The 8,948-nt window shown below is 44.5% G+C and carries 8 protein-coding genes; 1 reads left to right on the forward strand and 7 read right to left on the reverse strand.

What is annotated here, in order from left to right; translation table 11 throughout:
* Positions 1-135 precede the first annotated feature (135 nt).
* The 6 genes from SE27_RS12615 to SE27_RS12640 all read right to left on the reverse strand — a co-directional run bounded on the left by SE27_RS12615 (position 136) and on the right by SE27_RS12640 (position 7,337).
* Positions 136-1,209 carry an enoyl-CoA hydratase/isomerase family protein gene (locus SE27_RS12615; RefSeq protein ID WP_039624153.1) on the reverse strand — a complete coding sequence of 358 codons (1,074 nt, stop codon included), beginning with the start codon at positions 1,207-1,209 and terminating at the stop codon, positions 136-138.
* Positions 1,199-1,993 (reverse strand): enoyl-CoA hydratase, encoded by a 795-nt coding sequence (locus SE27_RS12620; protein ID WP_039624155.1) that lies wholly within the window; start codon positions 1,991-1,993, stop codon positions 1,199-1,201. The genes SE27_RS12615 and SE27_RS12620 overlap by 11 nt, the downstream gene beginning before the upstream one ends.
* A gap of 18 nt (positions 1,994-2,011) precedes the next feature.
* Complete coding sequence (locus tag SE27_RS12625) at positions 2,012-3,139, reverse strand: acyl-CoA dehydrogenase family protein (RefSeq protein WP_039624156.1); 1,128 nt, start codon at positions 3,137-3,139, stop codon at positions 2,012-2,014.
* Positions 3,140-3,157: 18 nt separating this feature from the next.
* A complete protein-coding gene (locus SE27_RS12630; RefSeq protein WP_039624158.1) occupies positions 3,158-4,816 on the reverse strand; it encodes an AMP-binding protein in 1,659 nt (552 codons plus the stop codon).
* An 89-nt stretch (positions 4,817-4,905) separates the two neighbouring features.
* Positions 4,906-5,796, reverse strand: a complete 891-nt coding sequence (gene mmsB, locus SE27_RS12635) for a 3-hydroxyisobutyrate dehydrogenase (RefSeq protein WP_039624160.1) — start codon at positions 5,794-5,796, stop codon at positions 4,906-4,908.
* An 11-nt stretch (positions 5,797-5,807) separates the two neighbouring features.
* Complete coding sequence (locus SE27_RS12640; protein ID WP_039624161.1) at positions 5,808-7,337, reverse strand: CoA-acylating methylmalonate-semialdehyde dehydrogenase; 1,530 nt, start codon at positions 7,335-7,337, stop codon at positions 5,808-5,810.
* A 170-nt stretch (positions 7,338-7,507) separates the two neighbouring features.
* On the opposite strand from SE27_RS12640, the gene SE27_RS12645 reads away from it, so the two are divergent.
* Entirely contained in the window at positions 7,508-8,392 is an 885-nt protein-coding gene (locus tag SE27_RS12645) for a LysR family transcriptional regulator (protein WP_039624164.1), read from the forward strand.
* Between the two features lie 133 nt (positions 8,393-8,525).
* Here SE27_RS12645 and SE27_RS14590 read toward each other — a convergent pair.
* A partial coding sequence (locus tag SE27_RS14590; protein ID WP_455550003.1) for a LysR substrate-binding domain-containing protein occupies positions 8,526-8,948 on the reverse strand: 423 nt, incomplete at its 5' end.

Consider the following 8,948-nt stretch of genomic DNA (forward strand, 5'->3'; position numbering starts at 1 on the left):
GGATGTGTTGCTGGGCTTGCCTCCAACTCAAATAGATAACTTGAGTAGATCATATGCTGTTCAAGTCATAGGCGTAAATGAACAGCACATACCAGCCAGACGCTTACTCATTATTGAAAATCTTTCCTCAGAGCATCAGCACTTAAATGCGTAGCTGTTCTCAGTCGAGGTTTTATGCCAACTCAACCAAATCTTGTCTAAAATTAGATCAAATTTTGAATTGTCCTGTTGCCACTGCGGATTTTTATCTTTATCAATAATTAAAGCGCGAACACCCTCAATTAAATCGCCTTGTTCAAACCATAGATCTTGTAAAACACGTTCAAGCTGCATACATTTTTCAAGAGACAGATTTTGTCCAATCTGTTGTAACTTTAAGCTGGTTTTTTTGGCCATGATCGGGCGCTGCTTTAAAACAGACAGCGTTTGCTGCGCCCAAGTCCGATCCAGACTCTTGCTGTCATGCGCTAAACTGTTTTCAATTTCTTCTACGCTTGGATAAGCAAAATGCTTATTGATCTGCTCAATCTGTGTCTTCAGCTGACTTTCTGCCGGATGGGTTATAAACGTGCCAATAATTTTTCTGATTTCAACATAATTTAAATCAGGCGCAGCAATTAAGCTCGCCTGCAACTCAGCAAAATGTGCACTGGGTACATGATAATCGACCAGATCTAAATACAGTGCATCGCTGCTGCTGATTTGCTCACCGGTAAGTGCCATGTAGACGCCAATCTCATCAAGTCTTGATAAAAAGTGGGTCGCAGCAACATCAGGGAAAAAACCAATCGCTGTTTCTGGCATGGCAAAGCGTGATTTTTCACTGCTCAGCTTAATGTGACAGGCTTGCGCTAGACCAAAACCACCGCCCAAGACATAGCCATCGAGTAAGACCACAACCGGTTTATTGAACTTGCGCAGGGTATCTAGCATCAGATATTCGGCAGCAAAATAATCGCGATACTGTGTATTACCAGCTTGATAACTGTCATACAGATAGCGAATATCGCCCCCTGCGCAAAAAGCTTTCTCACTGTTTGAGCTAATCAATATCGCATCGACCTCGGCTGCATCACGCCAGTGTTGTAACTGCTGATCAATCCCTTGAATCATCGCGATAGATAACGCATTTAAATGCGTGGTTCGATCCAAACAAATCATCCCTAAACGGCCTTGGGTGGAAATGATTAAGTTATTTTCATGTTTCATGATGATGTCCTTTAGCCGAGGTAAATTGAGCAGGACGTTTGTCCACAAATGCGCGCATACCCTCTTTTTGATCTGCATCGGCAAAAACTGAATGAAAGATACGTCTTTCAAAACGTAAGCCTTCAGCCAGACTGACTTCAAAGGCGCGGTTAATGCTTTCTTTGATCATCATTACCGCAGTAAGCGATTTTTCAGCAATTTTTTCAGCAGCCTGTAAGGTTTGTGCTAATAACTGCTCTGCTGGAAAAACTCGAACCACTAAACCCGTTTGTTCTGCTTCTTGGGCATCCATTTGTCGAGCAGTCAGGCACATTTCCATCGCCTTCGCTTTACCGATGGCCAAGGTTAAGCGCTGTGTGCCACCAATTCCCGGCAGTACGCCTAAGCTAACTTCTGGTAAGCCAAACTTTGCATTATCGGCACAATAAATAAAGTCACACATTAACGCCAATTCACAGCCGCCACCCAAAGCATAGCCACTGACCGCTGCGATTAAAGGTTTACGCCGCTGCGCAATACGATCGGCTAAACTAAAAAAATCATCTAAATAGATTTGTGGAAAACTTAAATCCAGCATTTCCTTAATATCGGCACCCGCTGCAAAGGCTTTTTCCGAACCTGTCAGCACCATACAGCCAATAGTTGGATCTTTTTCAAGTAGATCAAGCGCTTGATTAATTTCAATAATAAGCTGATTATTAAGTGCATTTAGCGCATGAGGACGGTTGAGGGTAATCAAGCCTACGCCCTTGTGTTGTTGTAATAAAATCGTTTGCCATTGCATCATAATATTCCTGTTTGTTTATAAACTGCGTGCGATAACCAAGCGTTGAATATCACTGGTACCTTCATAAATCTGACAAATACGCGCATCGCGGTAAATACGCTCAATCGGAAAATCTTTCAGATAACCATAGCCTCCAAAGATCTGTAAGGCTTGAGAACACACACGTTCTGTCATCTCCGAAGAAAAAAGTTTTGCCATGGATGCTTCGGTTAAACAGGCTTCACCGGCTTCTTTTTTACGTGCTGCATAATGCACCAATTGCCGTGCGGCTTGTATTTCAGTTGCCATACTGGCAAGCCGAAAAGAAATTGCCTGCTGCTTAAAAATAGGCTGACCGAATGCCACGCGCTCATGCGCGTAGCGCGTGGCTTCTTCTAAAGCTGCGCGGGCAAATCCAACCGCTTGGGCGGCAATACCAATTCGTCCGCCTTCAAGATTGGCAAGTGCAATTTTTAAGCCTTCTCCTTCTGCGCCTAACCGTAGACTGTGGTGCAGACGTACATCGGTGAGGGCAATTTGACAAGTATCTGAAGCATGTAAGCCGAGTTTTTCCTCAACACGAATCACCTCATAACCGGGGCTGTCGCGCGGGACTAAAAATGCACTGATGCCCTTTTTTCCCGCAGCTGCATCCGTCACCGCAAACACAATAATCATGCCGGCATTGTGACCGGAGGTAATAAACTGTTTAGAACCATTGAGGATATAGTGCTCACCCACTTTAACCGCACGGGTCTTAATGGCGGCGGCATCCGATCCGGTATGCGACTCGGTTAAGGCAAAAGCACCAATCATTTTGCCTTGCGCCAAAGGCATTAAGAACTGTTGTTTTTGTTGTTCTGTGCCAAATCTTAAAATGGGTACGCATCCGACAGAGTTGTGCACACTCATGATGGCTGAGGTTGCACCATCTGCGGCAGCGATCTCTTCCAGTGCCAAAACATAGGCCAATGTACCAGTATCTGAACCGCCCCATTGTTCTGGAATCAACATTCCCATAAAGCCCAATTGTCCCATTTGTGACAATGCCTGTGCTGGGAATATACTTTTTTGATCCCACTCGCTGGCATAAGGTTTAATTTGCTGCTGGGCAAAGTTTTTTGCCATATCTTGAATCAGTTTTTGTTCTTCGGTTAATTGCATCACGATTCCCTTGAATTTTTAGCTTGGATGATGTGTCAGCGCTTGTTGTTTATTGATTTCTTGATTGCGTAATAAAAAACGCTGAATTTTGCCGCTTGGGGTTTTCGGTAATTCAGGAACAAATTCAACTTGTCGAGGATAGGCATGGGCAGACAAGCGTTTTTTGACAAATTGACTTAACTCATCTTCAAGATGTGCACTGGCTTTAACATTATGTGCCAAAATCACAAAGGCTTTAATGACTTCTGTGCGTTCTGGATCCGGTACACCGATCACCGCAGCCTCAATCACCGCATCATGTTCCAGCAAAGCACTTTCAACATCAAAAGGTCCCACACGATAACCGGAAGTGGTGATGACATCATCACTGCGCCCGACAAAACTCATACTGCCATCGGCATGAATCTCGGCAGTGTCTCCAGTTAAATAATAATGCTCTAAAAATGGCGATTTAGCGCTTTGCTCATAACCGCCAAACCACATCATCGGCGATTGCTCCAGATCAATTGCCAGAATGCCTGCGGTATCAACAGGCAATTCATGCCCTTGTTCATCCAGTACCACCACTTTATAACCGGGGCTTGCAAAACCGGCTGAGCCGGAGCGTACAGTATGCTCCAGTGCATGATGATTACACACCACCATACCGACTTCAGTTTGTCCATAATGGTCGTAAATAGGCGCATCCAAAACCTGTTCAAACCAACGAATCACTTCAGGGTTTAAAGGCTCACCGGCACTACTGACCACTCGAAATTTACCGCGCAACTGTGCCATTTGCAGTGGATCAGCAGCCATCATCATTCGATAGGCTGTCGGTGCACCGGCAAGATTGGTAATGCCGTATTCTTTAACCATCTGACAGACACTTTCAGGATTAAAACCCCCTTCATAAAATAAGGTGGAATGCCCGAGCAATAAAGGCCCTGTAATGCCGTAATACAAACCATAGGCCCAACCGGGATCGGCAATGTTCCAAAAAGCATCTTCCTCTGTTAAGCCGATGGCATTTTGCATATAACTGCCAAACGCAATCAGCGCTTTGAGCGGAACGTATAAGGGTTTAGCCGGCCCTGTTGTGCCTGAAGTAAACATCAGTAAAAACGGATCATCTATATTGAGCAGAGCCACCTCGCAACTTTCTGCTTGATCGTTCAATACGCTCCAAAAGCTTAAATCATCAGGGTATAAATTTGACTGTTGCTCTGCATGTACCGTGACAATGGCAGGACATTCAGCGATATCGATTAATTTTTCTCGATTGGTTAAATCAGTGACCACCAACTTACTGTCGGCCATTTTAATGCGATGCTCGATGGCTTTTGGACCAAAAGCGGTGAACAACGGTTGGTAAACAGCCCCAATTCGCCATGCTGCAAGAATCATGATGATTAACTCGGGTGTGCGCGGCAATAATCCTGAAATTCGATCTCCTTGCGTGATTCCCTGAGATTTTAAAAAATTCGCAAATTGACTAGAATACTTTTTAAGTGCTTTAAAGCTATATTGTTTTTTATGGCCCTCTTGACCGTAGTAAAATAAAGCCACACGTTCTGTATCAGCGTAGCGATCACAACACTCATAACACGCATTTAATGCATCGATAGAACCCGATAACAGGCGATGGGCGATGCCTTCTAAATCAAATTCTTGTACGGTCTTTTGATAATTCAACATAAGTTAACCTCAGTCTTCATTTATAGTTATTACTGACAGGGAATTATGTGGGTGCAGCCATCCTTGCCACACGCAGATTTTTTAATGACTTAAGCCGGCTCGGCTGTATATTGATGAATAATGCTGGAAAAATCCAAAGCGGCATCCCCCTCTTGGCACAACTGTTGATAGCGTTTTTGCACCAAGCTGCCCAATACCATGGGATAATTCACTTGTTCAGCGGCTTCAACTGCAAGTCCCAAGTCTTTCAACATTAATTGCGCCGCAAAACCATCTTTATAACCACGCGAAGAAGGTGCATTGGCGCAAATATCCGGCCATGGATTATAAATTTCCGAGCTCCAGCAACGTCCACTGGAGGTGTTGATGACTGCGGCTAAGGCCTGTGGATCAATGCCAAGTTTTGCCCCCAGTGCCATCCCTTCGGCCACCGCAGTCATGGAAATTCCTAAAATCAAGTTGTTACAGATTTTCGCAATTTGACCGGTTCCCACCGCACCACAATGCAGCAGATTTTTACCCATTTGCCGCAGAATAGGCTGAATGGCCTGCAATGTTTTTTCATCCGCGCCAATCATAAAGGTTAAGGTTGCATCTTGAGCGCCCAAGGTGCCACCAGAAACTGGAGCATCACAGATACGAATGCCTTTATCCTCACCCAGTGCAGCAATGTCTTTAATGCTCTGAGGATCAATGGTACTGCAATCAATACATAAGCTGCCGGCTTTAAGCACGGCCAAAATGCCATTTTCTCCAAGATAAACTTCACGCACCTGTTTGGCTGCAGGCAGCATGGTAATCACCACATCCGCCTGTTTAGCGGCCGCTTGTGGACTTTCACACATCAGCCCGCCGGCATCAGCAAAGTGCTGTAAAGCCACCTCATTCAGGTCATAACCAAAAACTTTCTGTCCTGACTTGAGCAAGTTCTGCACCATCAAGCCGCCCATATTTCCTAAACCAATAAAAGCAATATTCATGGCTTTTCTCCTTAGCGTAGATCAATGGTGGTGTTGACAGCACTGGCTTCTTGGTCATCTTCAAACCAACGGCTGGTGATGGTTTTGGTTTGCGTATAGAACTGTACAGCTTGTTTGCCATACGGGCCTAAATCACCTAGTTTTGAACCTCTTGATCCGGTAAAACTAAAGAAAGGCACCGGCACGGGAATGGGGATGTTAATGCCAACTTGTCCCACATCAATATTGTTTTGAAAAGTGCGCGCTGTGCTGCCACTTTGGGTAAACAGCCCCACACCATTGCCCAATGGATTGGCGTTAATCAACTGAATTGCCTGTTCTAAAGTATCTACATGCATAATCACCAGCACGGGGCCAAAAATTTCCTCGTTATAAATACGCATTTGGGTATCGACGTGATTAAAAATCGTCGGACCGACAAAGTTACCTTGCTCGTAGCCTTTGACTTCAACCTTCCGACCATCGAGCAGCAATTCAGCACCCTGCTCGACACCACTGTGAATTAACTCCATCACGCGGGCTTTGGCACGTTGCGAGATAAGCGGCCCAACATCGGTATTCGGCTCATGACCCGCATTGACCTGTAGTGTTTTGGCTTTATCAACCAAATCATTTACCCAATGTTTGGTCTCACCCACCATCACGGCAACAGAAAGCGCCATACAACGCTGACCTGCCGCACCAAATGCTGCACCCACCAAAGCGTTTAAGGTCTGTTCTTTATGAGCATCGGCCATCACCACCACATGGTTTTTTGCCCCCATCATCGATTGAACACGTTTACCATGCTGTCCCGCCAAGTTATACACGTGCGTACCCACCGCTGTAGAACCAACGAAAGAAATTGCCTTGATATCCTGATGGGTACACAACAGATCGACCACCTCTTTACCGCCATGCACCACGTTGAGTACGCCCGCAGGTACACCGGCCTGCATCGCCAATTCAACCAACATCATGGTTGAAAGTGGATCTTGTTCAGAAGGCTTTAATACAAAAGTATTGCCACAGACGATGGCCATCGGGAACATCCACAAGGGAATCATTGCAGGGAAGTTAAATGGAGTAATTCCAGCACATACGCCTAAAGGTTGATGAATGCTATAGGTATCAACGCCCTGTGCCACACCTTGAATATACTCGCCCATTTGTAAAGTGCCGATGGAACAGGCATGCTCAACCACTTCTAAACCGCGTTGAATATCTCCCTCAGCATCGGCCAGCGTTTTGCCTTGTTCAGCGCTTAAGACCTGTGCAATCCTTTTTAAGTTGCTGCGAATCAACTCTTGTAGCTTTAGCATCATACGCATACGTGCTTGAATGGGCGTATGCCGCCAGCTTTTAAACGCCTGTTGAGCCGCGGCAATGGCTGCATTCACTTCATCAGCTGTTGCAAAAGGCACCTTGCCCAGCACCTGTTGCGTGGCTGGATTGATGATCTCTTGCCAGTGACTGGTTTTGGATTGCATAAATTCACCATTGATCAGCAGTTTTGCCGTGGTTAATTCGGTAGGTTGAGGGGGTTGATGAATGGCGTTCATAATCACTCCGTGATCTTTGTTATTGTTGGTTCTATCTGTCTAAACTGACGGTATTCAACGTATTATTTTTTACGCTATTTCAGCAGACTAACAAAGAAAACTTTGACCACCAACGCAAATTGATGCACGATCATTGTGCAAATTTGCACACCTATTTAACAGGATGTTAAATGAAAGTCGATTGGGATCACTTACGCTTTTTTTTGGTGTTGGCACGGGCTAAAACACTGACCAATACAGCGCGATTAATGGGCGTTGAACACAGCACTGTAGCGCGCCGCATTCAAGCCTTAGAAAATACTTTAGGCACTCAATTGTTTAAGCGTGAAGCCACAGGTTATGAGTTAACCTGTGAAGGCTTAGCCTTAGTGCCGCGTGTTGAGCAAATGGAGCAGTCATTTTTACAGATCGATAAACCGCATAATCCATTACAAGGTCGCGTACGAATTGGCGCACCGGAAGGCTTTGGAACCGCATTTTTAGCGCGTTTATTGGCAGAGTTCTCGCAGCATTATCCCTTATTAAGCATAGATCTGATTCCTGTCTCGAAAACAATTAAATTATCGCATCGCGAAGCAGATATCGTCATTGCAATTGATCGGCCAAAATCCGGCCCTTATATCATTACGCGCCTTTCCAATTACTGTCTTAAAATTTATGGCAGTAAAAATTATTTACGCCAAAATCCGCCCATTCACTGCGTCGAAGATCTCAGCCAACATCGTTTTGTCGATTATATTGATGATTTAGTGTATAGCTCGGCCCTATATTGCCTTGAACGCTTACCTTTGCAATTAACGGCATGTTTTCGCAGTAACAGTATTTTGGCACAGCAAATTGCAGTCAGTGCAGGTGCCGGTCTAGGGATTTTACCGCGCTTCATGGCGGATGAAAAACCGGAACTCGAGGAAGTTTTAAGTGAACAAATCAACTTTGCCCATACTTTTTGGATGTTAACTTTAAGTGATTTACAGCATGAACCAAAAGTTAAATTAGTTTGGGATTTTCTCAGAAAACAGGCCAATACCCAACAGGATTTATTAATGGGCAATTAATATATTGGCTAACTGTTTTGAATACTGGCATGAGATATTCGCCATACTTAAGTGCTTAAAAAAAATGGATCTAAAGAGCGAGCTTTTTAAAATTTAACCTTTTAAAAATGAAGCGCCAATTTAGATTTTTAACTCAGCTGATAGTTGCTTCATCTATCAACCAATCCCGAAAAGCGATCAGTTTAGGCAGCGTCTGGCACTCTTTTCGATACACAATATAATAAGCCAGTGTGGATGAGCATTTCATTTCAGGATATAAACGCAGTAAGCGTCCTGCTTTTAAATCATCATGCGCCATGACACTCCTTGCCAGTGCGACCCCTTGACCGTCAATGGCCGTTTGTAAAACAGCAGCAGAATTATTAATTTTTAAACCGCGTTGCATGCGCGCTTGGGTAATTTGATTGTACTGAAACCAAGTATTCCACGTGGCAAAACCGGCATGTCGATCCACTGACAAATCATGAATTAATGGCAGTTTTAAAAGATTGGTCGGCGATTGCAGTAAATCTTGATGTTCATTTAAAAATGCAGGCGAACACACGGGAAAGACCTG

This window comes from Acinetobacter harbinensis (genome assembly GCF_000816495.1).
GTDB classification, from domain to species: Bacteria; Pseudomonadota; Gammaproteobacteria; order Pseudomonadales; family Moraxellaceae; genus Acinetobacter; species Acinetobacter harbinensis.

Bases quoted from the DNA above. Each gene is read 5' to 3' on its own strand.
- SE27_RS12615 (WP_039624153.1), bottom strand. From the start codon at position 1,209: ATGAAACATGAAAATAACTTAATCATTTCCACCCAAGGCCGTTTAGGG.
- SE27_RS12620 (WP_039624155.1), bottom strand. From the start codon at position 1,993: ATGCAATGGCAAACGATTTTATTACAACAACACAAGGGCGTAGGCTTG.
- SE27_RS12625 (WP_039624156.1), bottom strand. From the start codon at position 3,139: ATGCAATTAACCGAAGAACAAAAACTGATTCAAGATATGGCAAAAAAC.
- SE27_RS12630 (WP_039624158.1), bottom strand. From the start codon at position 4,816: ATGTTGAATTATCAAAAGACCGTACAAGAATTTGATTTAGAAGGCATC.
- mmsB (WP_039624160.1), bottom strand. From the start codon at position 5,796: ATGAATATTGCTTTTATTGGTTTAGGAAATATGGGCGGCTTGATGGTG.
- SE27_RS12640 (WP_039624161.1), bottom strand. From the start codon at position 7,337: ATGAACGCCATTCATCAACCCCCTCAACCTACCGAATTAACCACGGCA.
- SE27_RS12645 (WP_039624164.1), top strand. From the start codon at position 7,508: ATGAAAGTCGATTGGGATCACTTACGCTTTTTTTTGGTGTTGGCACGG.